Origin of the sequence: Streptomyces sp. NPDC001502, assembly GCF_042894785.1 — a bacterium.
In the GTDB taxonomy this organism is placed as follows: domain Bacteria; phylum Actinomycetota; class Actinomycetes; order Streptomycetales; family Streptomycetaceae; genus Streptomyces; species Streptomyces kutzneri.
Genome location: NZ_JBIAVW010000018.1, coordinates 61065 through 87547, shown reverse-complemented (window position 1 = coordinate 87547; position 26483 = coordinate 61065). Strand labels below are relative to the sequence as shown.

At 71.0% G+C, this 26483-nt stretch carries 28 protein-coding genes, 1 pseudogene and 1 riboswitch; of the genes and pseudogenes, 2 read left to right on the top strand and 27 right to left on the bottom strand.

What is annotated here, in order from left to right; genetic code table 11:
- The first annotated feature begins 65 nt into the window (after positions 1 to 65).
- The gene (locus ACFY0D_RS28075) at positions 66 to 1313 is read left to right on the top strand and encodes a cytochrome P450 (protein ID WP_390800816.1); all 1248 of its coding nucleotides are present in this window, start codon (positions 66 to 68) and stop codon (positions 1311 to 1313) included.
- Here ACFY0D_RS28075 and ACFY0D_RS28070 read toward each other — a convergent pair.
- The 9 genes from ACFY0D_RS28070 to rpsB all read right to left on the bottom strand — a co-directional run bounded on the left by ACFY0D_RS28070 (position 1310) and on the right by rpsB (position 11161).
- Complete coding sequence (locus tag ACFY0D_RS28070; RefSeq protein ID WP_390800815.1) at positions 1310 to 2350, bottom strand: ABC transporter ATP-binding protein; 1041 nt, start codon at positions 2348 to 2350, stop codon at positions 1310 to 1312. The genes ACFY0D_RS28075 and ACFY0D_RS28070 overlap by 4 nt on opposite strands.
- Entirely contained in the window at positions 2350 to 3966 is a 1617-nt protein-coding gene (locus ACFY0D_RS28065; protein WP_390800876.1) for an ABC transporter permease, read from the bottom strand. The genes ACFY0D_RS28070 and ACFY0D_RS28065 overlap by 1 nt, the downstream gene beginning before the upstream one ends.
- A gap of 95 nt (positions 3967 to 4061) precedes the next feature.
- A complete protein-coding gene (locus ACFY0D_RS28060) occupies positions 4062 to 5162 on the bottom strand; it encodes a thiamine ABC transporter substrate binding subunit (RefSeq protein ID WP_390800814.1) in 1101 nt (366 codons plus the stop codon).
- A gap of 83 nt (positions 5163 to 5245) precedes the next feature.
- Positions 5246 to 5355: riboswitch (TPP riboswitch) on the bottom strand.
- Positions 5356 to 5413: 58 nt separating this feature from the next.
- Positions 5414 to 6526 (bottom strand): 23S rRNA (adenine(2503)-C(2))-methyltransferase RlmN, encoded by a 1113-nt coding sequence (gene rlmN, locus ACFY0D_RS28055; protein WP_030718543.1) that lies wholly within the window; start codon positions 6524 to 6526, stop codon positions 5414 to 5416.
- A 93-nt stretch (positions 6527 to 6619) separates the two neighbouring features.
- Positions 6620 to 7696, bottom strand: coding sequence for a phosphatidate cytidylyltransferase (locus ACFY0D_RS28050; RefSeq protein WP_390800813.1), 1077 nt, complete (start codon positions 7694 to 7696; stop codon positions 6620 to 6622).
- Positions 7696 to 8253 (bottom strand): ribosome recycling factor, encoded by a 558-nt coding sequence (gene frr / locus ACFY0D_RS28045; protein ID WP_030016386.1) that lies wholly within the window; start codon positions 8251 to 8253, stop codon positions 7696 to 7698. The genes ACFY0D_RS28050 and frr overlap by 1 nt, the downstream gene beginning before the upstream one ends.
- A gap of 97 nt (positions 8254 to 8350) precedes the next feature.
- Positions 8351 to 9130, bottom strand: a complete 780-nt coding sequence (pyrH, locus tag ACFY0D_RS28040) for a UMP kinase (RefSeq protein ID WP_030016384.1) — start codon at positions 9128 to 9130, stop codon at positions 8351 to 8353.
- Between the two features lie 162 nt (positions 9131 to 9292).
- Positions 9293 to 10129, bottom strand: coding sequence for a translation elongation factor Ts (gene tsf, locus ACFY0D_RS28035; protein WP_390800812.1), 837 nt, complete (start codon positions 10127 to 10129; stop codon positions 9293 to 9295).
- A gap of 135 nt (positions 10130 to 10264) precedes the next feature.
- Positions 10265 to 11161, bottom strand: coding sequence for a 30S ribosomal protein S2 (gene rpsB, locus ACFY0D_RS28030; protein WP_390800811.1), 897 nt, complete (start codon positions 11159 to 11161; stop codon positions 10265 to 10267).
- A gap of 165 nt (positions 11162 to 11326) precedes the next feature.
- On the opposite strand from rpsB, the pseudogene ACFY0D_RS28025 reads away from it, so the two are divergent.
- Positions 11327 to 11755, top strand: a pseudogene (locus ACFY0D_RS28025) (peptidoglycan DD-metalloendopeptidase family protein); the annotation flags it as partial.
- 146 nt (positions 11756 to 11901) lie between these two features.
- Here ACFY0D_RS28025 and ACFY0D_RS28020 read toward each other — a convergent pair.
- From ACFY0D_RS28020 to proS, 18 genes are all read right to left on the bottom strand, one after another.
- Complete coding sequence (locus ACFY0D_RS28020) at positions 11902 to 12459, bottom strand: TetR/AcrR family transcriptional regulator (protein WP_389120828.1); 558 nt, start codon at positions 12457 to 12459, stop codon at positions 11902 to 11904.
- Positions 12460 to 12511: 52 nt separating this feature from the next.
- Positions 12512 to 13348: an RNA polymerase sigma factor WhiG gene (gene whiG, locus ACFY0D_RS28015; protein ID WP_030012408.1), complete on the bottom strand. Its 837-nt coding sequence runs from the start codon at positions 13346 to 13348 to the stop codon at positions 12512 to 12514.
- A 209-nt stretch (positions 13349 to 13557) separates the two neighbouring features.
- Positions 13558 to 14733, bottom strand: coding sequence for a DNA-processing protein DprA (gene dprA / locus ACFY0D_RS28010; protein ID WP_390800810.1), 1176 nt, complete (start codon positions 14731 to 14733; stop codon positions 13558 to 13560).
- Positions 14730 to 16364 (bottom strand): YifB family Mg chelatase-like AAA ATPase, encoded by a 1635-nt coding sequence (locus tag ACFY0D_RS28005; RefSeq protein ID WP_390800809.1) that lies wholly within the window; start codon positions 16362 to 16364, stop codon positions 14730 to 14732. Before ACFY0D_RS28005 ends, dprA begins: the two co-directional genes overlap by 4 nt.
- Entirely contained in the window at positions 16364 to 16735 is a 372-nt protein-coding gene (locus tag ACFY0D_RS28000) for a YraN family protein (RefSeq protein WP_351153603.1), read from the bottom strand. Before ACFY0D_RS28000 ends, ACFY0D_RS28005 begins: the two co-directional genes overlap by 1 nt.
- Positions 16736 to 16861: 126 nt before the next feature.
- Positions 16862 to 17170: a DUF2469 domain-containing protein gene (locus tag ACFY0D_RS27995; protein WP_005311352.1), complete on the bottom strand. Its 309-nt coding sequence runs from the start codon at positions 17168 to 17170 to the stop codon at positions 16862 to 16864.
- 55 nt (positions 17171 to 17225) lie between these two features.
- Complete coding sequence (locus tag ACFY0D_RS27990) at positions 17226 to 17732, bottom strand: NUDIX hydrolase (protein ID WP_390800808.1); 507 nt, start codon at positions 17730 to 17732, stop codon at positions 17226 to 17228.
- Positions 17722 to 18504: a signal peptidase I gene (gene lepB / locus ACFY0D_RS27985; protein ID WP_390800807.1), complete on the bottom strand. Its 783-nt coding sequence runs from the start codon at positions 18502 to 18504 to the stop codon at positions 17722 to 17724. Before lepB (ACFY0D_RS27985) ends, ACFY0D_RS27990 begins: the two co-directional genes overlap by 11 nt.
- Positions 18505 to 18547: 43 nt before the next feature.
- On the bottom strand, positions 18548 to 19447 hold the full coding sequence (lepB, locus tag ACFY0D_RS27980) for a signal peptidase I (RefSeq protein WP_390800806.1): 900 nt from the start codon (positions 19445 to 19447) through the stop codon (positions 18548 to 18550).
- A 112-nt stretch (positions 19448 to 19559) separates the two neighbouring features.
- Positions 19560 to 20438 (bottom strand): signal peptidase I, encoded by an 879-nt coding sequence (gene lepB / locus ACFY0D_RS27975; RefSeq protein ID WP_390800805.1) that lies wholly within the window; start codon positions 20436 to 20438, stop codon positions 19560 to 19562.
- Positions 20431 to 21168: a signal peptidase I gene (gene lepB, locus ACFY0D_RS27970; protein WP_390800804.1), complete on the bottom strand. Its 738-nt coding sequence runs from the start codon at positions 21166 to 21168 to the stop codon at positions 20431 to 20433. Before lepB (ACFY0D_RS27970) ends, lepB (ACFY0D_RS27975) begins: the two co-directional genes overlap by 8 nt.
- A gap of 44 nt (positions 21169 to 21212) precedes the next feature.
- Positions 21213 to 21563 carry a 50S ribosomal protein L19 gene (gene rplS / locus ACFY0D_RS27965; protein WP_390800803.1) on the bottom strand — a complete coding sequence of 117 codons (351 nt, stop codon included), beginning with the start codon at positions 21561 to 21563 and terminating at the stop codon, positions 21213 to 21215.
- A 133-nt stretch (positions 21564 to 21696) separates the two neighbouring features.
- Entirely contained in the window at positions 21697 to 22518 is an 822-nt protein-coding gene (gene trmD / locus ACFY0D_RS27960; RefSeq protein WP_390800802.1) for a tRNA (guanosine(37)-N1)-methyltransferase TrmD, read from the bottom strand.
- Complete coding sequence (gene rimM, locus ACFY0D_RS27955; protein ID WP_390800801.1) at positions 22518 to 23087, bottom strand: ribosome maturation factor RimM; 570 nt, start codon at positions 23085 to 23087, stop codon at positions 22518 to 22520. The genes trmD and rimM overlap by 1 nt, the downstream gene beginning before the upstream one ends.
- Before the next feature lie 125 nt (positions 23088 to 23212).
- A complete protein-coding gene (locus tag ACFY0D_RS27950) occupies positions 23213 to 23452 on the bottom strand; it encodes an RNA-binding protein (RefSeq protein WP_030011889.1) in 240 nt (79 codons plus the stop codon).
- Positions 23453 to 23454: 2 nt separating this feature from the next.
- On the bottom strand, positions 23455 to 23895 hold the full coding sequence (gene rpsP, locus ACFY0D_RS27945) for a 30S ribosomal protein S16 (RefSeq protein WP_390800800.1): 441 nt from the start codon (positions 23893 to 23895) through the stop codon (positions 23455 to 23457).
- A 307-nt stretch (positions 23896 to 24202) separates the two neighbouring features.
- Positions 24203 to 24799, bottom strand: coding sequence for a hypothetical protein (locus tag ACFY0D_RS27940; RefSeq protein ID WP_266605401.1), 597 nt, complete (start codon positions 24797 to 24799; stop codon positions 24203 to 24205).
- A gap of 226 nt (positions 24800 to 25025) precedes the next feature.
- Positions 25026 to 26438, bottom strand: a complete 1413-nt coding sequence (gene proS / locus ACFY0D_RS27935; protein WP_390800799.1) for a proline--tRNA ligase — start codon at positions 26436 to 26438, stop codon at positions 25026 to 25028.
- Positions 26439 to 26483 lie beyond the last annotated feature (45 nt).

Below are 26483 nucleotides of genomic sequence, written 5' to 3'. Positions count from 1 at the left end.
TTCGCCCCCGCGCACCACCGGCCGCGCCGCACCGCGCCCTCCCCCGAGGATCACGAGGACCTGTCATGACACAAGCCCTGCTGCGGGAGATCATCGACTACGCGAACCGCGCGAATCCGTACCCGCTGTACGAGGAACTCCGCAAGACGCCGGTGTCCCACGACGGGGACGGCCCGTACGTCATCAGCACGTACCACGAGATCCACAGCCTCCTGCACGACCCGCGGATCAGCTCCGACGCCAAGAACCTGAAGGCGACCGGGGACGATCCGCTGGGGGGCCAGTCCGACGAGGAGGGGACGACGCTGCCCCCGTCCTTCCTCAAGCTCGACCCGCCCGACCACGACCGCCTGCGGCGGATGACGAACCGCCCGTTCGGGCCGCCGCACGCCCCCCACCGGGTGCACGACATGCGCGACGAACTCGGCGGTCTCGTCTCCGGCCTCATCGACGGCATCGTGGAGACCGGACAGATGGACCGGATCGACCTGGTCGACCAGTTCGCGTACCCCTTCCCGGTCTCGGTCATCTGCCGGCTGCTCGGCATCCCCCGCGAGGACGAGCCCCGCTTCCACGTGTGGGCGGAGACCCTGGCCGCCAGCCTGGACCCCGACCCGGACGCGGACCCCACGCAGCACGGCAAGGGCTCGATGGACGCCCGCATGGAGCTGGGCATGTACCTGGCCGGGCTGATCGAGGAGCGCCGCAAGAAGCCGGGCGACGACATGCTGTCCCAGCTGGCGACGGCGGACGGCCCGGACGGTGCGATGACCACCATGGAGGCGCTCAGCACCTCCGCGCTGCTGCTGATCGCGGGCCACGAGACCACGGTCAACCTCATCACCAACGGGATGCTGACGCTGTTGCGCCACCCGGAGGTACTCCAGCGGCTGCGCGACGATCCTGACCTGGCCGTCCCGATCGTCGAGGAGCTGCTGCGGTACGAGCCGCCCGTGCAGCTGCTGCCCCAGCGCACCACCCTCTCCGACGTCGAGGTCGCCGGTGTCACCATCCCCAAGGGCGCGTCCCTGTGGCTGATGCTGGCCTCCGGGAACCGCGACCCGAAGCGGTTCGAGGACCCCGACCGCTTCGACCCCGACCGCAAGGACATCCAGCACCTCGGCCTCGGCAGCGGGATCCACAGCTGCTTCGGGGCGCCGCTGGCCCGGCAGGAGGCCCAGCTGGCGCTGAGCGAGCTGGCCCGCCGGCTGGAGAATCCCCGACTGCTGGAGGACCCGCCCCAGTACCGGCAGAACGCGGTCCTGCGCGGCCCGCGCCACCTGCCGATCGCCTGCGACGGCATCCGTCCCTAGGGGGTGTCCTCTTCGGGCAGTACGACCACCTCGGCGGGGGTGAAGGTCACCTCGACCCGGTCCCCCACGGCCGGCGCCCCCGCCAGCCCGCACTCGGCCTCCAGCACCGGTCCCGCCTCCGGCCGCAGCAGCAGCGCGACGTGCGTGCCGCGGAAGGTGCGGGAGACCACCTCGCAGCGCAGGCCCGCCGCGCAGAGCACGACGCCGGCCGGGCGGATCAGCAGCCGCTGCTCCCCTTCGGGGGATCCGGCCGGCACCGGGACCTTGCCCCACGCGGTGGCGGCCCGCGTGCCCGAGACCACCGCCGGGACCACGTTCTCGAAGCCGAGGAACCGCGCCACGAACTCCGATGCGGGCCGCTGCCACACCTCCAGCGGGGTCCCGGCCTGCGCGATCCGGCCGTCCCGCATCACCACCACCCGGTCGGCCAGGGCGAACGCCTCGCCCTGGTCGTGCGTGACGGCCAGCACGGTCGTGCCCAGCCGGGAGAACAGCCCCCGCAGCTCCACCACGAGCCGCTCCCGCAGCCCCCGGTCCAGCTGCCCCAGCGGTTCGTCGAGCATCAGCAGCCGCGGCGACGGCGCCAGCGCCCGGGCCAGCGCCACCCGCTGTTGCTCGCCGCCCGACAGGGAGGCCACCGCCCGGCCCTGGGCCCCGGGGAGCCCGACCAGTTCCAGCAGTTCCGCGACCCGGTCCGCGGACGAGGCCCGTCCGGCTCCCCGCACCCGCAGTCCGAAGGAGACGTTCGCGCCGACGTCGCGGTGCGGGAAGAGCTGGTGGTCCTGGAACATCAGGCCCACGCCCCGCCGGTGCACCGGTACGCCGGCCTGGTCGGCCCCGCCCAGCAACACCCGGCCGGCGGACACCTGCTGCAGTCCGGCGACGACCCGCAGCAGCGTGGACTTACCGCTTCCGCTCGGCCCCAGCACGCACACCACCTCATGCTCGGCGACCGCGAGGTCCACGCCGTCCAGGGCGTACTGGGCCGCGCGCTCACCGAAGCGGACCGAAACCCCCTCCAGCTGAAGCAGTGTCATCAGAACTCTCCGGAGGTCTTGTCGGGCCGCAGTCGCTCCAGCAGCAGCAGGGACACCGCGCACACCAGCATCAGAATCGTGCTCAGGGCCATCGCCTGCCCGTAGTTCAGCTCTCCGGCCCGCCCCAGCAGCCGCGCCACGGCCACCGGCAGCGTCGGCCGGTCCGCCCTCGCGATGAACACGGTCGCGCCGAACTCCCCCAGCGACACCGCGAAGGCGAACCCGGCCGCGATCAGCAGCGCCCGTCGCACCAGTGGAAGGTCCACCTCCCGCCAGGCCCGCAGCGGCGACGCGCCGAGCACCGCGGCGGCCTCCCGCAGCCGCCCGTCCACCGCGCGCAGCACCGGCAGCATGGTCCGTACGACGAAGGGCACACCCACCAGGGCCTGCGCCAGCGGCACCAGGATCCACGAGGTCCGCAGGTCCAGCGGCGGCTCGTCCAGGGTGATCAGGAAGCCGAAGCCCACGGTCACCGCGGACACCCCGAGCGGGAGCATCAGCAGCGCGTCGAAGCCGCGTACGAAGCGGCCCCCGCGCCGGGTCAGGGCCGCGGCCGCGAGTCCCCCGATGACCAGAGCGATCGCGGTGGCGGCGAGCGCGTACTGCAGGGAGTTCCAGATCGCCTCCAGCGGCGCCACCAGGAAGGTCCCGCCACCGGCGCCCGCGTCCTGCAGGGCCCGGTAATAGCCGAGGCCGTAGCCGCCGGGGGTGTCGAAGGACCGCTCGACCAGCACGCCCAGTGGCAGCACGATCAGCAGCGCGACGGTCAGCAGCACCCCGCCCAGCAGGGTGCGCTGCGCCCAGCCGCGGGGCCGGTGCGTGGTGCGGCCCGGATCGACCAGCCGCAGCGCGGTCTCGCGCTTGCGGACGGTCCGGGCGTGCACGGCGAGGATCGCGCCGATCGCGGCGAACTGCACCATCGTCAGCACGGCCGCCGTCGGCAGGTCCAGGAGCTGCGCGGTCTGCCGGTAGACCTCCACCTCCAGGGTGGAGTACGAGGGTCCGCCGAGGATCAGTACGACGCCGAAGGAGCTGAAGGTGAACAGGAACACCATCAGCGAGGCGGCGGCCACCGACGGGGCGAGTGCGGGCAGCGTCACCCGCCGCCAGGCGGTGAACCGCCCGGCGCCCAGCACCCGGGCGGCCTCTTCCTGGCGCGGGTCCAGCTGAGCCCACAGCCCGCCGACCGTGCGGACGACGACGGCGTAGTTGAAGAAGACGTGCGCGAGCAGGATCGCCCAGACGGTGGTGTCGAGCCGGACGCCCGCCAGTTCGTCCAGCAGGCCGCCCCGTCCCAGCAGCGCGAGGAAGGCGGTGCCGACCACCACGGTCGGCAGCACGAAGGGAACGGTCACCACGGCGCGCAGCAGCTGCTTGCCCGGGAACTCGAAGCGCGCGAAGACGTACGCGGCGGGGAGCGCGATCAGCAGGGTGAGAAGGGTGGAGGCGAACGCCTGCCAGGTCGTGAACCACAGCACGTCGGCGATGTCGGGCCGGGCCAGCACCTCCGCGAACCGGCCGAACTGCCACCCTTCGCCGGTCTTCAGGCCGCGCCCGACGATCGCGGCGACGGGATAGGCGAAGAACAGCCCGAAGAAGGCGAGGGGGACGGCCATCAGGGCGAGCCGCACGGCGGTCGCCCGCGCCCCCTCGCGGGGGCCGGAGCCCGGCGCGGCGTCCCCCGACGCCACGCCCGGCTCCTTGGTACCGCTTACTTCACGACGAGCGCGGTCCATGCCTTGACCCACTGCTCACGGTTCTTGGCGATGGTCTCGGGAGCCACGCTCGTAGGCTTCTCGACCACCACACCGTGCTTGGTGAACAGCTCCGGCAGGGCGGCGTCCTTCGTCACGGGGTTCACGAACATCTGGAGCGGCATGTCCTCCTGGAACTTCTTGCTGACCAGGAAGTCCACGAGGGCCTTGCCGCCCTCCTCGTTCTTGGCGCCCTTGAGCAGACCCGCGAACTCGATCTGGCGGAAGCAGGTGCCGGTGGAGACTCCCGTGGGGGCCTCGGCCGGCTGCGGCTCGCCGTACAGGACCTCGACCGGCGGGCTGGAGGCGTAGGAGACGACCAGCGGGCGGTCGCCCTTGGCCTTCTTGCCGCCCGCGGAGCCGGAGAAGCGCTCGTTGTAGGCCTGCTCCCAGCCGTCGACGACCTCGACGCCGTTGGCCTTCAGCTTGCTCCAGTAGTCCTTCCAGCCGTCCTCGCCGTACTTGCCGACGGAGGCGAGCAGGAAGCCGAGACCGGGCGAGGAGGTCGCGGCGTTCTCGGTGACCAGGAGGTTCTTGTACTCCGGCTTGGTCAGGTCGTCCAGCGTCTGCGGCGGGGCGATCTTCTTCTCGGCGAAGTACGCCTTGTCGTAGTTGACGCAGATGTCACCGGAGTCGATCGGGGTGACCCGGTGTTCCTTGTCGAGCACGTACTCGGGCTTCACCTCGGCCAGGCCCTTGGCCTCGTAGGGGGTGAAGATGCCGTTGTCGAGGGCGCGCGAGAGGAGGGTGTTGTCCACGCCGAAGAAGACGTCGCCGCGCGGGGAGCCCTTGGTGAGGATCTCCTGGTTCAGCGCCGCGCCCGCGTCTCCGGACTTCAGGACCTTGACCGTGTAGCCGCTCTGCTGCTCGAACTCCTTGAGGACCGTGTCGGTCACGTTGAAGGAGTCGTGGGAGACGAGCGTGACGGTCTTGGACTTCGGGGCGTCGCTCGCGCCTGCGGTCTTGTCCTCGGCGTCGCCGCCGCCGCAGGCGCTGAGCGTGGTGACGCCCAGCGCAGCCGCGAGCGCGATGCCCGCCAGCTTCTTGGTGGTGCTCATCGGTGAATTCCTCCTGGGATGTCCAGGAGAAGACGCGGCCCTGCCCGGCGCTGCGAGAGCGGACGCCGGGCAGGGCGCAACAGCAAGAGTGGTGACCGAACTTCCTACCCCGAATGACCGGGGCGAGGTTCAGAGGGTCTGCGGATGACGGATACCGCACTCTCAGCGCTGTGGCGCTCCCCTGTCGGAATATGAAATTGGTTCGGCCACAGGGTACCCCGTGGCCGAATCGCGTCGAACAGAAGCGGAATCTAGCGCTCCGAGGCGGCCAGCTGGCCGCACGCGCCGTCGATCTCCTGGCCCCGGGTGTCCCGTACGGTCACCGGCACGCCGTGGCGGGCGATGGCCTCCACGAAGGCCTTCTCGTCCTCGGGCCGCGAGGCGGTCCACTTGGAGCCCGGCGTCGGGTTGAGCGGGATCAGGTTGACGTGCACACGCTTGCCCTTGAGCAGCTTGCCCAGGAGGTCACCGCGCCAGGCCTGGTCGTTGATGTCGCGGATCAGGGCGTACTCGATCGAGATCCGGCGGCCTGACTTCTCGGCGTACTCCCAGGCCGCGCCGAGCACCTCGCGGACGTTCCAGCGGGTGTTCACGGGGACGAGGGTGTCGCGCAGCTCGTCGTCCGGCGCGTGCAGCGAGACGGCCAGACGGCACTTGAAGCCCTCGTCGGCGAAGCGCAGCATGGCCGGGACCAGGCCGACGGTGGAGACGGTGATACCGCGCTGCGACAGACCCAGGCCGTCGGGCTCCGGGTCGGTGAGCCGGCGGATGGCGCCGACCACGCGGTTGTAGTTGGCGAGCGGCTCGCCCATGCCCATGAAGACGATGTTCGACAGTCGCGCCGGGCCGCCGGGGACCTCGCCGTCGCGCAGCGCGCGCATGCCGTCGACGATCTGGTGCACGATCTCGGCGGTGGACAGGTTGCGGTCCAGGCCCGCCTGGCCGGTGGCGCAGAACGGACAGTTCATGCCGCAGCCGGCCTGCGAGGAGATGCACATGGTGACCCGGTCGGGGTAGCGCATCAGCACGGACTCGACGAGCGTGCCGTCGTGCAGCTTCCACAGGGTCTTGCGGGTGGTGTCGTCGTCGCACGAGATGTGCCGGATGACGCTCATCAGGTCCGGCAGCAGCTCCTGCTGGAGCTTCTCCCGCGAGCCGGCCGGGATGTCGGTCCACTCGGCCGGGTCGTGCGCGTACCGGGCGAAGTAGTGCTGGGAGAGCTGCTTGGCCCGGAACGGCTTCTCGCCGATCGCGGCGACCGCCTCGCGGCGCTCGGCCGGGGTCAGGTCGGCAAGGTGCCGGGGCGGCTTCTTGGCCCCGCGAGGGGCGACGAAGGTGAGCTCTCCCGGAACGGGGCGGGCCATGGCAGGTACTCCTTGTAAGACGAAAGGCGCGCCGCAGAAGCAGCGCGCCTTCCAAGAGTAACCGCCCGGCGTCCTGCGACGCCTTTTCGCAGGTCAGCCGGTGCCGACGAAGGCCGCCAGCAGCAGCCACACCACGGGGGCCGTCGGAAGCAGGGAGTCCAGCCGGTCCATGATGCCGCCGTGTCCCGGCAGCAGGGTGCCCATGTCCTTGATGCCCAGGTCCCGCTTGATCATCGACTCGCCCAGGTCGCCCAGCGTGGCGCTGACCGCGACCGCGAGGCCCAGCAGCAGGCCCTGCCACCAGGAACCGCCGTCGATCAGGAACTCCATGCACAGCGCGCCGGCCACCATCGCGAAGGCCACCGCGCCGAACAGTCCCTCGCGGGTCTTGCCGGGGCTGATGCGCGGCGCGAGCTTGGTCTTGCCGAAGCGCCAGCCGACCGCGTAGGCCCCGGTGTCGCTGACCACGGTCAGGAGCAGGAAGGTGATCACGCGCTTGGCACCGTCGTCGGCGGTGAGGAGCATCGCGACGAAGGTGGCGAGGAAGGGCACGTAGAACGCCGCGAAGGCGCCCGCCGTGACGTCCTTGAGGTAGTCCTCGGGTGGTTCGGTCATCCGCCACACCAGGACCGCCAGCACGGTCAGGGCCATGGCGACCCAGGCGCCCTCGGCCCCCCGGACGTATCCGGCGATGACCATGGCGGCGCCGCCGACCGCGAGCGGGACCAGCGGGGCCTTGATGCCCTTCTGCTCCTGCAGCCGGGAGGTGAGCTCCCACAGGCCGACGACGACCGCGACGACGATGACGCCGACGAAGACGGCCTTGACGATCAGCAGCGAGGCGAAGATCACCGCGCCGAGACCCACGCCCACCCCTATGGCGGCACGCAGATCCCGGCCCGCGCGCTTCTTCGGCGGCGGGGGCGAGGCGTCCTGCGGCTGCTGGGCATGCGGAGGCGGGGGGCTGGGCATGGGCTCCTGCGGCGGCGTATCGGCGCGGAAGAGGGGGCCGCTGTCGGCGGCGACCCCCCGATCGCGTGCTTCCCGGTCGTCGAAGTCACGGCCGGCGGCATCGGGCACGATGGGCATGGGCCGAGTGTGCGGGCCCACCTGCGCATCGTATGCGGGACCCGCCGGAACCGGCTCCGGCTGCCAGGAAGTGTCGTTCATCAGACTTCGAGGAGCTCGGCTTCCTTGTGCTTCAGGAGCTCGTCCACCTGCGCGACGTACTTCGCGGTGGTGTCGTCGAGCTCCTTCTCCGCGCGGCGCACCTCGTCCTCGCCGGCCTCCTTGTCCTTGACCAGCTTGTCAAGGGCGTCCTTGGCCTTGCGGCGGACGGCGCGGAGCGAGATCTTCGAGTCCTCGGCCTTGGTGCGCGCGACCTTGATGTACTCCTTGCGGCGGTCCTGCGTCAGCTCGGGGAAGGTCACCCGGATGATGCTGCCGTCGTTGCTCGGGTTGACACCGAGGTCGGAGTCGCGGATGGCCTGCTCGATGTTGCGCAGGGCGCTCTTGTCGAACGGGGTCACGATCGCCATGCGCGGCTCGGGCACCGAGAAGGAGGCGAGCTGGTTGATGGGCGTGATGGCGCCGTAGTACTCCGCCACGATCTTGTTGAACATCGCCGGGTGCGCACGGCCGGTGCGAATCGCGGCGAAGTCTTCCTTGGCGACGACGACGGCCTTTTCCATCTTCTCCTCGGCCTCGAGGAGGATCTCTTCGGTCACCACGTGCTCCTGCATGTCAGATATGGATGGTTCAGGCGGGCGGACGGGCGGGGCCGGCGAGCCGGCCTGCGGCTCGCTCGGTCCGGCAGCGGACTGCTCAGGCCCGGGTTTCCTGGTCGCTCACGAGCGTGCCGATCTTCTCACCCTTGACGGCGCGGGCGATATTGCCCTCGGCGAGGAGCTCGAAAACAAGGATCGGCAGCTTGTTGTCGCGGCAGAGCGTGATCGCGGTGGCATCGGCGACCTTGAGGTCGCGGGAGAGGACCTCGCTGTACTCCAGCGCGTCGAACTTCACCGCGTCCGGGTTCTTCTTCGGGTCGGAGTCGTAGACCCCGTCGACACCGTTCTTGCCCATGAGCAGGGCCTCGGCGTCGATCTCCAGGGCGCGCTGGGCGGCCGTGGTGTCGGTGGAGAAGTAGGGCATCCCCATGCCGGCGCCGAAGATGACGACGCGGCCCTTCTCCAGGTGCCGCACGGCACGCAGCGGGATGTACGGCTCCGCCACCTGGCCCATGGTGATGGCGGTCTGCACGCGGGAGTCGATGCCCTCCTTCTCCAGGAAGTCCTGGAGCGCGAGGCAGTTCATGACGGTACCGAGCATGCCCATGTAGTCGGACCGGGCCCGGTCCATGCCGCGCTGCTGGAGTTCGGCGCCGCGGAAGAAGTTGCCGCCGCCGATCACGACGGCGATCTCCGCGCCGTCGCGGACCACCGCGGCGATCTCACGCGCGATGGCGTGGACGACGTCGGGGTCGACGCCCAGTCCTCCGCCACCGGAGAAGGCCTCGCCCGACAGCTTCAGCATGAAGCGGCGGCCCTTCTTGTCCTGGTCGCTCTTGTCGTCGGATGCGGTGTGGGGGTCCACGCCCTGATTCATGGAGATCTCCTCGTGCACATACGAAGAAGGCCATTGCCGGTGGGTCCTTGCGGTTCCCTCTACGGCAATGGCCTCCTCGTCAGATCTGCGGTCGTCTCGCGCGAGCGCGGACGACTGCCTCAGACCCTACCGGGGTCCGGTGTCCGTCGCGTACGGACGGACTCAGATGCCGACCTTGATGCGCGAGAAGCGCACCAGGGTGACACCGGCCTCGTCCAGAACCTTCTGGACGGACTTCTTGTTGTCCAGCGCGTAGGCCTGGCCGAGCAGCGTGGCGTCCTTGAAGAAGCCGTTGACGCGACCCTCGACGATCTTCGCGATGGCAGCCTCGGGCTTGCCCTCCGCGCGGGTGACCTCTTCGGCGATGCGACGCTCGGACTCGACCTTCTCGGCCGGGACGTCCTCGGCGGACAGCCACTGCGGGGCGAACGCGGCGATGTGCTGCGCGACGCCGCGGGCGACCTCGGCGTTCGCCTTGTCGAGCTCGACCAGGACGCCGATCTGGAACGGCAGGTCGGGCATCGTGCGGTGCATGTACGCCGTCACGTAGCCGCCGCTGAACTGCGCGAAGCGGTCCAGGACGATCTTCTCGCCGAGGTTGGCGTTGGCCTCGTCGACGAAAGCGGTGACGGTCTTGCCGGGCTCGATCTCGGACGCGAGCAGCGCCTCGACGTCGGCCGGGGAGGTGGCGGCCACGTGGGCGGCCAGCTGGTTGGCGACGGCCAGGAACTTCTCGCCCTTGGCGACGAAGTCGGTCTCGCACTTCAGCTCGACGATGACACCGGAGGTGTTGTCGTCGGCGATGAGGGAGACGACCGCACCGTTCTCGGCAGAACGGCCCTCGCGCTTGGCGACGCCCTTCTGACCCTTGATGCGGAGCGCTTCCTGGGCCTTGTCGACGTCACCGTCGGCGTCCACGAGCGCGTTCTTGCAGTCCAGCATGCCGGCGCCGGTGAGCTCGCGGAGCTTCTTGACGTCAGCGGCGGTGTAGTTCGCCATGAGTCTGTGATTCTCTCTCGAAGTCGTAGATCTACGGGTGAACGGCGGAGGCGCCGCGCTTTTGGCGCGGCTCCCCCGCCGTCATCGTCCGTACTGCGAGTGCCCGGCGGGTGAACGCCGGGCGCTCTCAGTGGGTCAGGCCTGCTCGGCGTCGGCGGCCGGGGCCTCGACAGCCTCGACAGCCTCGGCGGCCGGGGCAGCGGCCGGGGCCGGGGCAGCCTCGGCCGGAGCGGCCTCGGCGTCGTCGGCCTTCTTCTCGCCCTCGAGCAGGTCGCGCTCCCACTCGGCGAGCGGCTCGGCGGCGGCCTTCTCGCCCGGCTTCGAGTCGCCGGTCGCAGCGCCGGAGCGGGCGATGAGGCCCTCGGCGACGGCGTCGGCGATCACGCGGGTGAGCAGGGTGACGGAACGGATCGCGTCGTCGTTGCCCGGGATCTTGTAGTCGACCTCGTCGGGGTCGCAGTTGGTGTCGAGGATCGCGACGACCGGGATGTGGAGCTTGCGCGCCTCACCGACGGCGATGTGCTCCTTCTTGGTGTCGACGATCCAGACGGCGCTGGGGACCTTCGACATCTCGCGGATACCACCGAGGGTCTTCTCCAGCTTGGTCTTCTCGCGGGAGAGGACCAGGAGCTCCTTCTTGGTGAGACCCGAGGCGGCGACGTCCTCGAAGTCGATCGCCTCAAGCTCCTTCAGACGCTGAAGGCGCTTGTAGACGGTGGAGAAGTTGGTGAGCATGCCACCCAGCCAGCGCTGGTTGACGTACGGCATACCAACGCGCGTCGCCTGCTCGGCGATGGCCTCCTGGGCCTGCTTCTTGGTACCGACGAACATGATGGAGCCACCGTGCGCGACGGTCTCCTTCACGAACTCGTAGGCGCGGTCGATGTACGACAGCGACTGCAGCAGGTCGATGATGTAGATGCCGTTGCGCTCCGTGAAGATGAAGCGCTTCATCTTCGGGTTCCAACGGCGGGTCTGGTGACCGAAGTGGACGCCGCTTTCCAGCAGCTCCCGCATCGTGACGACGGCCATGGCCATCTCCTTGGTTTCTCGGTTTGGTTCCTGACGCCCCACCGCGCCCTGCCCCCATGAGGGACCGAGAGACGCTGTCACCTGGCTGTTTCAGCCTGGCGCCGGGGCGTGCGAAGTCGACCCGGTGACCCGGATCGCCACAAGAAGTGTACGGGACCCGGTGGTATGCCGGGTGACGCCGTTGTCCACAACGCCGCGGCCGTCCACAGGCAGGGGCGGCGGTCCGGGTGGCGCGGGACGCTGGGGTCCATGACGACCTTGCTGCTCAGCCTGCTCCTGGCCCTGGCCCAGTCGGCCCTTCCCGGGGTCCGCCCGCTGCCCGCCCCACTGTCGGTGGCCCGCTGGTGGGACCCGCCGCCGACCCCGTACGCGGCCGGTCACCGCGGTGTGGACCTGTCCGCGCCGGTGGGCGCGGAGGTCCGGGCAGTCGCGGCCGGCCAGGTCCACTACGCCGGGCTCGTCGCCGGGCGCGGAGTGCTCTCGCTGGCCCTGCCGAACGGGCTGCGCACCACCTACGAGCCGGTCCGGCCCCTGGTCACCGAGGGCGAGCAGGTCGCGGCAGGCCAGGTGGTGGCGGTTCTGACGGAAGGCTCGCACTGCCCGGCGCCGTGCCTGCACTGGGGCCTTCTGGCGGGCGAGACCTACCTCAATCCGCTGACCCTGCTCCCCCGCCCGGCACCCCGCCTCCTGCCGGCCGAGTCCGGCCCCGCCGGCGTTCGAGCCGCGGGGGCCGGGGGACCTCAGCCCTGGACGCCCCGCAGGGCCATGGCCACGGCGGCCTCCGTCACGACGGCGGGATCCTCGGCTGCGCCGAGCTCGATCCGCCGTACAGCGGCGTCCACGACCCCCTGCAACAGCATCGCGGCCAGTCGCGGCTCCGCGTGCCCCAGGGAGCTCAGTGCCTCGACGATCATCGCCACGAGACCGCCGTGGGCCGCGCGGATCTTCTCGCGGGCCCCCGCGTCGAGCTCGCTGGCCGAGATGGCCACGACCGCCCGGTGCCGCCGGTCGCCCACCAGCCCCAACTGGCTGCGCACGTAGGCCTCGATCTTCTCCTCCGGCGACGGGGCCTGTTCCATCGCCGCTTCGATCTCGGCGGCCCACACGGGAAAGTCCACGGCGCACAGTTCTTCGACCACGGCGGCGCGGGAGCGGAAGTACTCGTACACGGAGGACCGGGCGAGCCCGGTGCGCTCCGCGAGGGCGGGGAAGGTCAGCGCCTCGGTCCCGCCTTCGGACAGCAGGGACCGCGCAGCGTCCAAGAGGGCGCCGCGCTGCATCGACCGGTGCTCGGCCACGGAGGCCGCTCGAATCCTGGGCACGCATCCACTGTACGGAGGTGGCGCAAGCTCACCTCCCCACATCTGCCAACTTTGCACGCAACTGCAGGACGGACTTGGTGTGGATCTGGCTGACCCGGCTCTCGGTGACGCCGAGGACATTGCCGATCTCGGCCAGCGTGAGGCCCTCGTAGTAGTAGAGGGTCACCACGGTCTTCTCCCGCTCGGGCAGCGTGTTGATGGCCCGCGCCAGCAGGCGCCGCAGCTCGCGGTCCTCGGCCACCGCCACCGGGTTGTCGGCGGCGGTGTCCTCCAGGGTGTCCATCAGCGAGAGGCGGTCGCCGCCCTCCCCGCCGACGTGCAGCAGCTCCTCCAGGGCGACCACGTTGGCCAGCGACAACTGGCTGAAGACGGTGTGGAGATCCTCCACCCCGATCCCCATCTCCCCGGCGACCTCACTCTCGGTCGGGGTGCGCCGCAGCTGGGCCTCCAGCGTGGCGTAGGCCCGTTCCACGGCGCGCGCCTTCTGGCGGACCGAGCGCGGGATCCAGTCCAGGGCCCGCAGCTCGTCGATCATCGCGCCGCGGATCCGGGTGATCGCGTACGTCTCGAACTTGATCGACCGGTCGATGTCGAACTTCTCGATGGCGTCGATCAGCCCGAAGACCCCGGAGGAGACGAAGTCGGCCTGCTCCACGTTGGGCGGCAGGCCCACGCTGACGCGGCCGGCCACGTACTTCACGAGGGGCGAGTAGTGCAGGATCAGCTGCTCCCGCAGCCGCTCGTCACCCGATTCCTTGTACGAGCGCCACAGCACCTCCAGGGACGAGGGCGCGGTGGACCGCACGCTGCCTCGGGCAGCGGGGGGCACCGCAGCGCGGTCGGACCCTGAGGTGTGCTGGGGCATGCTTCGCCTTTGCCGGAGCCGGATTCCTTGGGAGCGTAGCGTGACGAGATTGTCGCGGTGCGCGAAGAGTACGGGATGGCGCGGGGGCCGGGAGGCGCCCGGACTCGCGCGGGCGCCCCGGGACCGGCGCCTGGCGCTCGGTCCCGGCGACCGCCACCGGGAAGACCGCGTCTCTCATCGGTTTCACTCTTTCACCGGAACACCCCAGGTCAACGACCGCCTCGCCGGGCCGCTCCGGTTTGTGTGCCTCCTCCAGCCGTTTGTCTGCTCAACTGCCAGCCGTCGCCCTGCCGTTCGACGAACCCCAGAGAGTGAAGTTCGTACAGTCTGCCGATGACTTCATCGACGCCGGTGCCGGAGGCAAGTGCCAGCTCGGCCACGTCCGCCGGGCGGCCGACGGGCAGCGCTTCGAGCACACGGGCGGTGTCCGGGTCCAGCAGGTCCCGGGCGAGCACCGGGCCGCGCCGCTCGGGAGCCAGCTCGCCCATGGCCCCGACCAGCTCGACCACCTCGGCCGCGTCGGTGACGACCACGGCCTCGCCCCGCAGCAGTTCGTGCACCCCTGCTGAGAGCCCGCTGGTGGCGGGTCCGGGGACGCCCATCGTGAAGCGTCCCAGGCGCTGCGCCCGCCGGGCCGTGACCAGGGAACCGCTGCGGTGCGCGGCCTCCACGACGACCGTGCCCCGGGTGAGGGCGGCGATGACCCGGTTGCGCAGGACGAACCGGCTGCGTGTCGGGTGGCTGCCCGGTGGCAGCTCCCCGAGGATCAGGCCCTGCCCGGCGATCCGGCCGAGCAGCCCGGCGTGTCCGCGCGGGTAGGCGACGTCCACCCCGCAGGCCAGCACCGCCGCGGTCGCGCCGCCCGAGGCGAGGGCCCCTCGGTGGGCGGCGCCGTCGATCCCGAACGCGGCGCCGGACACCACGACCCAGCCCCGCTCGGCGAGTCCGGCGGCCAGGGTCTGGGCCATGTGCGCGCCGTACGGGGTGCAGGCGCGGGCCCCGACCACGGAGACCGAACGCAGCGCCCAGGTGCGCAGGTTCGGCCGGCCCCGCAGCCACAGCCCGACGGGCCTCTCGTCGCCCAGGTCGTCGAGCTGGGTCGGCCACTGCGCCGATCCCGGGTGGACGAACCGGCCCCCAGCCTCGGCAACATCGGCGAGGTCCCGCTCGGGGTCGGCCAGCGCGGCCCGTCTGCGGTATCCGGCGAGCCGCTCGGGTCCCACGCCGGACGGAGTGTCCGGCTCTGCCCCGGGGTCGGTCAGCAGCCGTATCAGCCGCACCGCGCCGAACTCGCGCAGCCACCGCCCGCCGTGCGCGTCGCCGGGCTCCAGCACCCGGGTGAGCGCAGCCCGCGCCAGCAGTTCCGCGTCCCCGGAGCCGGTCATGTCCCGGCCCCCGGCAGCGACATCGCCCCTCGGGCGATGCCGGTCCGCAGCTCCAGCGCCACGGCCACGTCCAGGGCCTCGGGCCGGTCCCGCCCCCGCAGGTCGGCCACGGTCCAGGCGACCCGCAGCACCCGGTCCAGCCCGCGCGCGGTCAGCAGTCCCCGTTCCAGATCGCGCTCGGCGGGGGCCAGCGCGCCGGGCCCGGCCTGCCACCGGGTGCGCAGCTCCTGCCCGGGCACTTCGGAGTTGAGCCGCCATGGCGTGTCGGCGAGCCGGGCCGCGGCGCGCTCCCGGGCCTGGCGCACCCGGTCGGCGACCACCGCGGTGGATTCCCCGCGGCCGCCCTGCCCCAGCAGGTCGCAGCGGGTCACCGGCTCGACCTCCACCCTCAGGTCCACCCGGTCGAGCAACGGCCCGGACAGCCGCGCCTGGTAACGCCGGATCACCGAAGGCGGGCATTCGCAGCCGGCTCCGTGCAGGGTGTGGCGCCCGCACGGGCACGGGTTGGCGGCGAGCACCATCAGGAACCTGGCGGGCAGCCTTACCACTCCGGCGGCGCGGGCGATGACCACGTGTCCCGATTCGAGGGGCTGCCGCAGTGCGTCCAGCGCCCGGCTGTGGAACTCCGCGGCCTCGTCCAGGAAGAGAACGCCTCGATGGGCCAGGGAGACCGCCCCGGGCCTGGGGATCCCGGTCCCGCCGCCCACCAGGGACTGCATGGTCGCCGAATGGTGCGGCGCGCAGTAGGGCGGTCTGGCGACCAGCGGTTCGCCGGGCGGGAGGATTCCCGCGACCGAGTGGACGGCCGTGACCTCCACGGAATCCTGACGGGTGAGCGGCGGCAGGAGCCAGGGCAGCCGCTCGGCGAGCATGGTCTTGCCCGCCCCGGGAGGTCCACTGAGGAAGAGGTGGTGTCCTCCAGCGGCGGCCACCTCCAGAGCGCGGCGCGCCGTGTGCTGCCCGGCCACGTCCGCGAGGTCGGGGAAGTCCGTGCCGTCCTCCCGGCCGGGCCGGCCCCGGGCGAGGCCCGTGCCCAGTCCCGCGCCCGGGACGAGCAGTCCGGCCAGTATCGGGTCCGGCCTGCCGGGCGGGTCGCAGGGTTCCTCCTCGGGGACCTCCCCGCCGGTCAGGACCGCGATGAGCTGGCGCAGGCTGCGTACGCCGAGGACCGAGACGTCCGGTACGAGCGCGGCCTCGGCCGCGCACTGCTGCGGCACCACCACCTGCCGGTAGCCGGCCTCGGCCGCGGCGAGGACCGCGGGCAGGATCCCGCGGACCGGGCGCACCCGGCCGTCCAGCCCCAGTTCCCCGATCAGGACGAGGTCGGCGATCGCGCCCGGGTCGACCACCTCGGCGGCCCCGAGCACGGCCGCCGCGACGGCCAGGTCGAAGCCGGCGCCGGATTTCGGTACGGAGGCCGGGCTCAGTCCGACCGTGAGCTTCTTCTGCGGCCAGGCGGCTCCCGAGTTGACCACGGCCGCCCGCACCCGGTCCCGGCTCTCGACCAGGGTCTTGTCCGGGAGCCCCACCAGGGTGAAGGCGGCCACGCCGGGTTCCAGGTCGGCCTGTACCTCGACCACCACGCCGTCGACGCCGACCAGGGCCACCGAGCAGGCCCGTGCGAACCCCATCAGGCCACCCCCCTGACGTGTTCCACCTGTGGGGCGCCGCGCCGCGGCAACAGCACCCCGACGAGGTCGATGCGCACCCCGCCCGGGGGCGGTCCGCCGTGGTCGGCGAGCCAGCGCCCGGCGAGCGTGCGTAAGCGCTCGGCCTTGGCGGGCCGTACGGCGGCCATGGGATGCTCGAACTCACCCGCCCGGCGGGTCTTGACCTCGCACACGACGAGGGCGTCCCCGTCCCGCGCGACGATGTCGATCTCGCCGCCGCGGCACCGCCAGTTCCGCGCGATGACGGTCATCCCGGCTTCGGTCAGCCGCCGTGCCGCGAGTTCCTCGCCGTACCGCCCCAATGCCTGCTGTGCCACGCACTTCGCGTTCATCCGGCACCACCTCCGGCACCGACGGTCCCGCACCCCCGCCCACCTTGTGGATCTTGGTGGACGGTCCGGCGATTGTGGACAACCGCCTCACCCTTGCGGGTGAGGCGGCCCGGCCGGCGCCCGCCCTCAGCTGCCGGGCAGTTCGAGATCGCTCTTGTTGAGCTCCTCGATGTTCACGTCCTTGAAGGTCAGCACCCGCACCTGCTTCACGAAGCGGGCCGGCCGGTACATGTCCCAGACCCACGCGTCGGCCATGGAGACCTCGAAGAAGACCTCCCCCTGAACCGAATGCACCTGCATCTCGTAGTCGTTCGTGAGGTAGAAACGGCGTTCCGTCTCGATCACATACTTGAACAGCCCGACGACGTCGCGGTACTCCCGATAGAGCTTCAGCTCCATCTCGGTCTCGTACTTTTCGAGGTCCTCGGCACTCATGGCATGTTCCCCTTCAGCCGTGCGTCCCCCTATTGTGCGCCAGGCCCCCGCGCCCCTAGACGATTTCCGGGGCCAGGACCACCGGCTCACCCGGAGGACCGTCGTCGAGCAGCGTACGGAGCAGCTCGGCGAGTCTGGTCGGGTACACCGTCTCATGGGCCGCGAGAAGTTCCTCGGAGGTCCACCACCTGGCTCCGGTGACGCTGCGCCGCTCCAGCTCGGTGAGGCCGCCCATCTCGGTCTCGGTCCGGGCGGTCCGGGCGAGGAAGTACCACTCGTCCTGTTCCCAGCGCCGCCCGTCGAAGGGGAAGGAGCAGTAGCGGTGCCACAGCACCGGGCCCAGCTCCACCTCCGTGATCCCGGTCTCCTCCGCCAGCTCGCGCAGTGCGGCCTGCTCCCGGCTCTCGGTCCCCTCCAGCCCGCCGCCGGGGGTGAACCACCAGTCGTCGCGGGGGTCGGCCGGTTCGAAGCCGTGCAGCAACAGGATCCGGTCGGCCGGGTCCAGCAGGATCACCCGCGACACCTTCCGGCGGCCTTGCCCGGCGGCCGGGTCAGCGGACACCGGCCCGCTCCTGTCGCCGTCCGCGCGCCAGGACCCGTGCGACCGGCCCGTACGCGGCCCCCAGCACCACCAGGACGGCTCCGGCCAGCACCGCCACCACCTGGAGCCGCAGCGGCCCGGGCCGCGAGATCCCGCCGGGCAGGGCGGCGTACGTGGCCGGCCGCTCCAGCATCGACACGGAGGGCCAGGCCAGGGCGTCGACGCGGGCGCTGACGGCCGATCGGGGCACGCTGCCCTGCCCGGTCTCCTGCAGGTGGGCCCGGGAGTCCAGGGAGGCGGACCGCTGGTCGCCCAGCAGGAAGAGGTTGCCCTCGGGCACCGCCACCTCGAAGGGGGTCCCGGAGGGCGCGGTCTGTCCGGGCGGCATGGCCAGATCCGTGTCCGGCTTGGTGGTGTCGGCGTACGGCTCGTCCAGTCGCTTGCCGTTGACCGTCAGCTCGCCGGCCGCGCCGCAGCACTTCACGACGTCGCCGCCGATGCCGACGACCCGCTTGACCATGGGGGAATCGCTCCACAGGGAATCGGTGAAGATGACCACGTCCCCGCGGCGCACCTCGGCGCCGTCGATGCGCTGCGCCAGCACCCGGTCCCCGGGCCGCACCGTGGGCATCATCGAGTCGGTGGGCACCGTGTAGGGCCGGTAGACGACCGCCCCCCACACGAAGCCGCCCAGGAAGAGCGCAAAGCCGATGGCCACGGCGATTCCCGACAGCACATTGCCGAGACCGCCGCGGCCATCCTTGCCACTGCGTATTGCTTGTGTTCCGCCCATTGCAGCGCCCCCACACTCCGGGATCGTCGACCTGGGCGGCACCCTACCCGTCGGTACGGCCGCTGGTCAGCTTCTGCCTGCGCCACATGACCAGCGGGACGGCTCCCACGAGCCCCAGCGCGGCCGGACCGAGCCCGACCGGAGCCAGCCCGGCGGCCCCGAGGCCGAGCGCGGTCGCCGCGGCCTGGTTGCCGATGCCCGGCTGGTCGAAGGTGTCCGGGACCGGCAGGGTGTCCCAGCGGGTGACCGGCCACGCGACCACCACGGCCCGCCCGACGACCTTGTCCACCGGGACGAAGCCCTTGGTGGAGTCCTGCTGGTGGTAGCGGGAGTCCTCGGAGTTCTGCCGGTGGTCACCCATGACCCAGATCTTGCCCTTGGGCACGGTGATCGGGCCGAACGGGGCGTCGTCGCACGGGGTGTCGCCGGGGAAGATGTACGGCTCGTCCAGCTCCTTGCCGTTGACGACGACCGGTCCCCCCTTCTTGCACTCGACCGTGTCCCCGCCGATCGCGATGACCCGCTTGATCAGGTCCTTCTCGGAGGCGTCCGGCATCAGGCCGATCTTGCTGAGCACCTGCTGGAGGATGTTCGGCTCGGGAGTGGGCTGCCCCGACAGCCAGTCCGCGGGGTCGTGGAAGACGACGACCTCGCCGCGCTCCGGCTCGGAGCCGAACCACGGGGTCAGCTTGTCCACCAGCACCCGGTCACCCATCTGCAGGGTGTTCTGCATCGAGGCCGACGGGATCGAGAACGCCTGGAGCAGGAACGTCTTGATCAGCAGGGCCAGCAGCAGGGCGATGCCGATGAGAAGCGGGAGCTCCTTCCAGAAGGACCGGTGCGCGTGCTCCTTGGCATCGCCGTCCTCCTCGGTCTCGCGCTCGACGGCGTCGTCCGGCCGCTCCTCGCCTTCGTCGCGTCCGGACCGTGCGCCTACCGCCACGTCCCCCACATCCACTCCTCACTCGCGATTGCCGCCCGCGCCGAATCCGGCACGGGCCCTCCCCTCCCTTAACGAGCGGGAGTTCCCTAAGGCGCGGGAGACCGAGGACACACTATGCGAACGGTGCGCCCCGACGGCGCCGTCGCCGACCGCGTCCCTCGCGCCGTGCCTGATCGGGGACCATCCGGAAGGTCGCCGGCTGCTCCAGCCTGGTCCAGTGCCCGTAGGGCCAGGCGATCACGACCGCCTCCCCGACCACCCCGGCTTCGGGGATGGTGCCCTGAAAGCCCTCGTCGAGGTGGAACCGGGAGTCGGACGAGTTCGCGCGGTGATCGCCCATCACGAAGAGCCGGCCCTCCGGCACCTGCACCTCGAACGTGATGTCCGAAGGGGTGTTGCCCGGGTTCACGTACGGCTCATCGAGGGGCGATCCGTTGACGGTGATCCGGCCCCGGCTGTCACAGCATTTGACGGTGTCCCCGCCGACGCCGATGACCCGCTTGATCAGGTCCTGCTCGTCGGCCGAGGGGAGCAGGCCGATGAAGGTCAGTGCCTGCTTGATCTGCTTGACCACGATCGGGTCCTTGGGCGGACGGGCCGCCTCGCCCTTGAGCCAGCCGCCGGGGTCCTTGAACACGACGATGTCGCCGCGCTCGATCTTGGAGCCGAACCACGGCGTCAGCTTGTCCACCAGGACCCGGTCGCCGATCCGGATCGTCTGCTCCATCGAGCCCGACGGAATGAAGAAGGCCTGCACCAGGACGGTCTTGAGGAGCAGGGCGATGCACAGCGCCACGACCACCAGCAGCGGCACCTCGCCGGCCCGGCGTGTGCGGCGGCGCCGGCGCACCTTGCGGGCCGTCCGGCGCCGTTCGGCCCGGCCGCCCTCCACCCGGCCGCCCCCCACCACCGGGGCCGGGGTGGGCTCCGGCTCGGGTTCGGGCTCGAAGTCCCAGTCCCGTCCGCCCTTCGACCGCCCTCGGCTACCCATGACCACCACCGATGTCGTCCCAGCGCGAGAGCGGCCAACCGATCCAGTCGGCCCGCCCGATCACCTTCTCCACCGGCACCATCCCCCCGCCCGGCTCCCCCAGGTGGTCCCGGGAGTCCCGGGACTGGGAACGATGATCCCCCATGACCCACAGCGTCCCGAGCGGTACGACGATCCGGAAGGGCACCGCCGAGGGCGCGTCGCCGGGCTGGAGGTACGGCTCCTCCAGCGGCACGCCGTTGACCGCCACCCGCCCGCCGGCGTCGCAGCACACCACGTCGTCGCCGCCGACGCCCACGACCCGCTTCACGAAGTCGGTGTCGGAGGGCTCGGCCAGCCCGAGCGCCGAGGCCGCGCCGTGCAGCACGGCGCCGATCGGATTGCCGTCGGGGCGTTCCCCTACGAAGGAGCCCGTGCCGTCGAAGACCACCACGTCCCCCCGGCGCGGCTGTTCGCCGAAACGGTACGCCAGCTTGTTGACCAGCACCCGGTCCCCGACCTGGAGCGTCGGCTCCATGGAGCGGCTCGGGATCAGGAAGGGCTGGACCACGAAATTGCTGAACAGCAGCAGGAAGACCGTGCAGATCACACCGAGCACTCCGGCGCGGCGCCAGGTGAGGGGTCGCGCGCCGGCCGTCCGCCCGGTCCGGGGGAACGCAAAACGCGGCCGCCCGTCCCCCTCGACGGGGGAAGAGTGGCCGCGCTGCGTGTGAGGTGCTTCGGTGTCCATCGGGGGCGAGCCTATCCGGCCGCCTCCGGACTCCGGGAGTTACCTCAGCGGTCGCGCTTCTCCTTGATCTTCGCGGCCTTGCCGCGGAGCTCACGGAGGTAGTACAGCTTGGCACGGCGAACGTCACCGCGGGTGACGACCTCGATCTTCTCGAAGATCGGGGAGTGGACCGGGAAGGTACGCTCCACACCGACGCTGAAGGAGACCTTGCGCACGGTGAAGGTCTCGGAGACACCGGCACCCTGGCGGCGGATGACTACGCCCTTGAACTGCTGGATACGGGAGCGGTTGCCCTCGATCACGCGGACGTGCACGTTGATCGTGTCACCCGGGCGGAAGGCCGGGACGTCCGTGCGGAGCGTGGCGGCGTTGACGCCGTCGAGCAGGTGAGACATGTTCTTCGTCTGCTTTCTTCGCATGACGCCACAGGTCGCCAGTGCGGGTTTCCGTAGAGAATTCGGGAGCTGCGGGACCCGGCGGACGACGGTCCCCCTGTGGCAGGGGCGCCCGCGAGCACACAGCAGCCGCCTATTCTTCCACGGCCTGGGCCCTGCGCCAAAATCGGCCGTCGGCGGACGGCTGCCAGCCCAGGACGGAGAGGATCTCCCGGTCCTTCTTGTCGAAGCCGACGGCCTCGCAGCGCTCGATCAGGTCGGGGCGGTTCTGCGCGGTCCGGCGAAAGGCCTCGTCCCGGCGCCACCGGGCGATCTTCCCGTGGTGCCCGCTGAGCAGCACCTCGGGGATGTCCCGGCCGCGCCACACCGGGGGCTTGGTGTAGACGGGGCCCTCCAGCAGGTTCGCCATCTCGCCCGGCGCGAAGGAGTCGTCGCGGTGCGATTCGGCGTTGCCGAGCACCCCCGGCAGCAGCCGGGCCACGGCCTCGGTGACCACCAGTACGGCGGCCTCGCCGCCCGCCAGGACGTAGTCGCCGATGGAGACCTCGTACACCGGCATGCGCGTGGCGTACTCGTCCATGACCCGGCGGTCGATGCCCTCGTACCGGGCCGGCGTGAAGATCAGCCAGGGCCGCTCGGAGAGTTCGACGGCCAGTTCCTGGGTGAAGGGGCGGCCGCTGGGGGTGGGGACGACCATGACGGGACCATGGGCGCCCGCCTCGTAGCCGTCGGCCAGCGCGGAGTCCAGGGCCTCGCCCCACGGCTCGGTCTTCATGACCATGCCGGGACCGCCGCCGTACGGGGTGTCGTCCACCGTGTTGTGCCGGTCGTACGTCCACTGCCGCAGGTCGTGCACGTGGACGTCGAGCTGCCCGCGGGCGCGCGCCTTGCCGACGAGGGAGACGTTCAGCGGCTCCAGGTACTCGGGGAAGATCGTGACGACGTCGAGTCGCATCAGGCGTCGTCCCCGGAACCGGCGGCGTCCTCGTCCCGGGTCGAGACGACGACGGCGTCACGCTCGTCGATCAGCCCGGGCGGCGGGGTGATGACGCAGCGCTGCTCCTCCAGGTCGATCTCGGCGACGATCTCCTCCACGAAGGGGATCATCACCTCGGTGCCGTCCGGCCGCTCGACGATGAAGAGGTCCTGCGAGGGCAGGTGGGAGATCTCGGTGATCCGGCCGATCTCGGTGCCGTCCTCCAGCACCACGTCCAGGTCCATCAGCTGGTGGTCGTAGTACTCGTCGTCCTCCTCCGGCAGCTCGGAGGGGTCCACCTCGGCGATCAGGAGGATGTTGCGCAGCGACTCGGCTCCGGTGCGGTCCTTGACTCCCGCGAAGCGGAGCAGCAGCCGCCCGCTGTGCACACGGCCCGTCTCGATCGTCAGGGGGCCCGCCGTCGCGGGCTCCGTCTTGAGCACGGCGCCGGGACTCAGTCGCAGCTCCGGCTCGTCGGTGCGCACCTCGACGGTGACCTCACCCTTGATGCCGTGGGCGCGGCCGATCCGCGCGACTACCAACTCCACTGTGCTCTTCCCTTACTGCGGCGTGGTTGCTCACATCAATGGTCGCTCCTGCCCGGGGGCAGAAACGACACGGGCCGGGGCGGGCGATCAACGCCCTCCCCGGCCCGTGCCGGTGAATCAACTGCTCAGCGGACCTGGTCCACGTCGACGAGGTCGACGCGGATCCCACGGCCGCCGATGGCGCCCACGACGGTACGCAGAGCACGTGCGGTGCGACCGTTGCGGCCGATCACCTTGCCGAGGTCGTCGGGGTGAACCCGGACCTCGAGCACCTGCCCGCGGCGCAGGTTGCGCGAGGCGACCTGCACTTCGTCGGGGTTGTCCACAATGCCCTTTACGAGGTGCTCAAGAGCCTCCTCGAGCATGCTCAGGCCTCGGTCGACTCGGCGGCGGCCTCAGCCTCGTCCGCCTTCTTGTCGGCCTTCTTCGCCTTCTGCGTGATGGCGTCGCCCTTGCCCTCGCCGATGCCCTCAAGGGCCTTGGCGAACTCGTCGAAGGAGCGACGCTTGCTCTCCTTCGTCTCCGGCTGCAGGAGCGGCGCGGGGGCGGGGAGACCCTTGTGGGCCTGCCAGTCACCGGTCAGCTTCAGGATGGCGAGCACAGCCTCGGTGGGCTGGGCGCCGACGGACAGCCAGTACTGCGCACGCTCGGCGTTGACCTCGATGCGCGACGGGTTGTAGGTCGGGTGGTAGATACCGATCTCCTCGATCGCGCGACCATCCCGGCGGGTGCGGGCGTCGGCGACGACGATGCGGTAGTGCGGCTGGCGAATCTTGCCGAGGCGCTTGAGCTTGATCTTGACTGCCACTGGAGTGGTGTCTCCTGAACTTGACGTGGTTGGGCACATGAGATGCCACGTGGGGTTGCGGTACTCGGGTGCCCGATGGACGCGTCAGCCGGAGGAGAGAGGGGTCCTATGCGACTGTCGAGTACAGCTAGCCATTGTGCCATACGCCTGCGGCACGCTCAGCCGGGCGGGCAGGACCGGCGCCCGCCGGCGGTACGGCGGTACGGGCCACCCGTGCGTGCGCCGTCGGCGGCAGCCCCGGTGGGGGCGATGGCCCGGCGCCCGGTTCGCCGTGAGGCGGTGGCCCCGGCGGCGACGGGAAAGGCGGTCAGGAGGCCACCGCGATGGCCACGTCGGGGATGCGGAAGGGCTTCATACAGCCACCGCACACGATCGGCGCCTGAGCCAGCACGGAGGGGACCACCCGGACGTTGCGCCCGCAGTCGCAGACGGCCTTGACGCGCACGCCGCCGCCGGAGGAACCGTGCCGGGCGGCAGGTCCCCGGAAACTGCGCTTGGTGTCGGCCGCGGTGGCGGCCGTGTGTGCCTTCAGCGCGCGCTGCAGCCGCTCGATGGTGGGACGGTAGCGGCGCTTCGCCTCCGGATTGAGCGTGACCAGGGAGAAACCGCTGCTCGCGTGCGGCTCCTCGGAGTGGTCCAGCCCCATCTCCTCGGCGATCGCGAGGAATCTGCGGTTGTGGTAGCGGCCGGCGCGCGAGGTGTCGCGGACACCGCGGGCGGCGGCAATGCCGTGGACTGCCTCGTGCAGCAGTCGCTCGAAGGAGAGCTCGGCGCCGCAGGCGGACGAGGACTCTCCGATCAGGGACTCGGGCGCGGCAAGGTCAGGCAGCTCGGGGTGGTACCGCTGAATATCGGCCCACGCCTGCGCCAGCTCTGCGGCGAGAACAGGTGGTGTCGTGCTCACGTCGTGACAACGAGCCGAGGTGCCCGGGTGTTCCGATTCCGGGCCATTCCAAATTTTTTGCACGTACCAGTCAGTTCAGTCTCATGCGTCCTGACGAGGACGGGTGCGCCGATCTCAGGAGGAGTCGGTACGTAACGTCGACCAAGTCGCCCCGGTCGACCGACATGAACCGGCCCCGGCGCGCGGCACGAGCCGCACGCCGGGGCACACGAGCCGGTCGGCCCGGTCAGTACGAGCGCGCGACGATCGCGAGCGTACCGGGGGCGTCGTCCGCCTCCGGGACCGACCCGTCCTCGGCGATCAGGCAGCGCACGGAGACGGCCTGCTCGGCCAGCTTCGCCTCGCCCTCCGGACCGAGGTCCGCCCACGGGATCCGCGCCCAGCCACCGGCGACGGCGGCCTCGGCGGCCTCCCCGATGGTCGCGACATCGGACGTACGGGCCACACGGCGCTCGCGGGACTCGCGCAGCAGCTGTGCCTGGTCCTCGTCCAGCACCTTGGGCAGCAGGTCGGCGAGGGCGTCGATCTGCACGGGGGTCTTCCCGCCCGGGATCCGGCGGGCGAGCATCGCGGTGCCGGCCTCCAGGTCGCGGGGACCGATCTCGATGCGGACCGGTACGCCCTTGAGCTCCCAGTCCACGGCGCGGCGGCCGAAGGGGGTGTCGACGCGGTCGTCGACCTGCACCCGCAGGCCGGCGGCTTTCAGCTGGGCACCCAGCTCGCGGACCTTGGTGACGGCCTCGTCGCCCTTGATCGCCATGACGACGACCTGGACGTGCGCGAGGCGCGGCGGGACCCGCAGGCCGTTGTCGTCGCCGTGGGACATGATCAGGCCGCCGACCATGCGGGTCGAGACGCCCCACGAGGTCTGCCAGACAAGCTCCTGCTTGCCTTCCTTCGACAGGTACTGGGTGTTGAAGGCCTTGGCGAAGTTGGTGCCGAGCTCGTGGCTCGTGCCCAGCTGCAGGGCCTTGCCGTCGCCCATCATGCCCTCAAGGGTGAGGGTGTTGATGGCGCCGGCGAAGCGCTCCTTGGCGGTCTTGCGGCCGAGCACGACGTCGATGCCGAGCACGTTCGTCATGAAGTCGCCGTAGACGTCCGTGTGGATGCGGGCCGCGTAGTCGCGGGCGTCCTCGTAGGTGGCGTGGGCGGTGTGGCCCTCCTGCCAGAGGAACTCGCTCGTACGGAGGAACACGCGCGGGCGCATCTCCCAGCGGACCACGTTGGCCCACTGGTTGATCAGCAGGGGCAGGTCGCGGTAGCTCTGGACCCACTTGGAGAAGTAGTCGTTGATGATCGTCTCGGACGTGGGCCGGACGACGACCGGCTCTTCCAGCTCCTTGCCGCCGCCGTGCGTGACGACCGCGAGCTCGGGGGCGAAGCCCTCGACGTGCTCGGCTTCCCTCGTCAGGTACGACTGCGGGATGAACAGCGGGAAGTACGCGTTCTGGGCGCCCGCGTCCTTGATGCGCGCGTCCATCTCCTGCTGCATCCGCTCCCACAGGCCGTAGCCGTACGGTCGGATGACCATGGTGCCTCGGACCGGACCGTTGTCGGCCAGCTCGGCCTTGTTGATCAGATCCTGGTACCAGCGGGGGAAATCCTCCGCCTGCGGGGTGAGAACGGGTGCCTTTGCCATGCCGCGAATCGTACGGCGCCCGGCACACGATGCGTGAATCGGGTG